The organism is Aquabacterium sp., from assembly GCF_041915145.1.
Lineage (GTDB): Bacteria > Pseudomonadota > Gammaproteobacteria > Burkholderiales > Burkholderiaceae_C > Aquabacterium.
Genome location: NZ_JAYSBZ010000168.1, coordinates 1 through 2,044, shown reverse-complemented (window position 1 = coordinate 2,044; position 2,044 = coordinate 1). Strand labels below are relative to the sequence as shown.

The 2,044-nt window shown below is 71.1% G+C and carries 2 protein-coding genes; one reads left to right on the top strand and one right to left on the bottom strand.

All coding sequences use genetic code 11. From position 1 onward, the window contains the following. A partial coding sequence (locus tag ACE3SS_RS15605) for an ABC transporter permease (protein WP_374595523.1) occupies window positions 1–1,211 on the bottom strand: 1,211 nt, incomplete at its 3' end. A 119-nt stretch (window positions 1,212–1,330) separates the two neighbouring features. Here ACE3SS_RS15605 and ACE3SS_RS15600 point away from each other — a divergent pair. Beyond that, window positions 1,331–2,044 (top strand): class III extradiol ring-cleavage dioxygenase (locus ACE3SS_RS15600; protein ID WP_374595521.1); only part of this gene is annotated, 714 nt, incomplete at its 3' end.

The following is a 2,044-nucleotide window of genomic DNA, read 5'->3' as shown; positions in this document are numbered from 1 at the left end:
TGCAGCACCGGCGGCAAGCCGAAGCCCACGCACAGCACCCAGCCCACGCCCACGCCAAAACCAGCCGGCCACCAGCCCGGCCCCGGCAGACTGGTGCCGACCAGGCTGCCCACCAGGGCCACGAAGACTTGGTTCAGCGCCAGACCCAGCACCACCCCCAGCAAGCTCGCCAGCGTGCCCACGGTCAGGAATTCAATCGCGTAGCCCCAGGCGATGCGCCGTTGCGACTCGCCCAGCACGCGCAGCAAGGCGCAGGCATCGAGCCGGCGCGCGGCAAAGTCGCGCGCGGCAATGCCCACGGCCACAGCCGCCAGCAAGGCCGCCAGCAAGGCCACGAGCTTCAAGAATTGCTCGGCGCGGGTGAGCGTCTGGCGCGTTTCGGGGCGGCCGGTTTCGAGCGAATCAGCCCGCACGCCGCGCAGTTGTCGGCTCTTGATGGTCTGCTCGGCCCAGGTCAGGTAGCCGGCCAGCGCGAGCTGGTCTTTGGCCCGATCGGCACGCGGCAGCGCCACGGCCAGGCGGTAGGTCACCCGGCTGGCGGGCTGGATCAGGCCGGTCGCCGGCAAGTCGGCCTCGTTCATCAGCACGCGCGGTGCAAAGGCCATGAAACCCGCGCCACGGTCGGGCTCGATCACCAGGCGTTGGCCCACGCGCAGGCTGGCGTCGCCCAGCAGCAGGGTGTCGCCCACCTGCAGGCCCAAGGTCTGCAAGACGGCCGCCTCGGCCCACACTTCGCCGGGTGCCGGGCCGCTGGTGGTGGTGCGCTCGGACGCAGTCGACGCCGACAACGCCTCGGCCGCCACCGTGAGCTTGCCGCGCAGCGGGTAGGCGCCGCTCACGGCCTTGATGGACACCAGCCGCGTGGCGCCGCCGCGCTCGTCCGGCGCGCGGGCCATGCTGGCGAACAGCGCCATGCGCGCGGTGCGCAGGCCCAGCCGCGTGGCCTCTTGCTCGAAGACGGGCGGCATGGCCTGGTCAGCCACGATCACGCCGTCGCCCCCCAGCAGTTGGGCTGCGTCGCGCGTGAGGCCGCGGTCGAGCCGGTCGACGAAGAAGGCCACGGCCGTCAACGCCGTCACGGCCAGGGTCACGGCCAGCACCAGCAGGCGCAGCTCGCCGGCCAGCCAGTCGCGCCGCAGCTGGCGCAGCGACCAGCGCAGCAATGCGGGCGGGCGGATCGCGTCGGTCGAAGACGATTCGAAGGTGGCCATGGATGGAGCCCAATCAAGCGAAATGAAGCAGCAAGCAGCGGCAGGATAGTCGTTGACGCTGAACGCAGAGCACAAAACTTTTGATCGATCCGGCCGGCCCGCCGAGGTTCAATGAGCACATGAAAACCGCCACCACTCTGCCCACCCTGTACCTCTCGCACGGCTCGCCGATGATCGCCATCGAGCCCGGCGCGCCGGGGCGCTTCATGCAGCACCTGGGCCGGGTCATCGACGAGCGCTTCGGCCGCCCCCGCGCCGTGCTGGCCGTGTCGCCCCACACCGCCACGCGCTCGCCCGTCTTGCTGGGCGGCTTGCAGCACCACGCCATCCACGATTTCGGCGGCTTTCCGAAGCTGCTCTACGAGCAGCGCTACGACGCTCCCGGCCTGCCCGCGCTGGCGCAAGACGCGCAACGCTTGCTCAACTCTGTCGGCATCGCCACGCAGATCGCTCCGCAAGGCGGGCTCGACCACGGCATCTGGACGGTGCTCACGCATATGTGGCCGCAGCACGGCGCGCAGGCCGACGTGCCGGTGGTGCCGCTGTCGCTCGTGCCCTCAGCCAAGCCGGCCGACCAATGGCGCGTGGGTCAGGCCCTGGCGCCGCTGGCCGAGCAGGGCGTGCTGGTGATCGGCAGCGGCAGCCTCACGCACAACCTGCATCGCTTCTTCACGTCGCAAGCGCCGGTTGATGCGCCCGAAGACCCCGACTGCGCCGCCTTCAGGCAATGGGTGCTGGACCGCGCCATGGCGCGCGACTGGCACGCCCTGCTGGACTACCGGGCCCAGGCGCCGCGCGCGCACGCCATGCACCCGACCGACGAGCACTGGCTG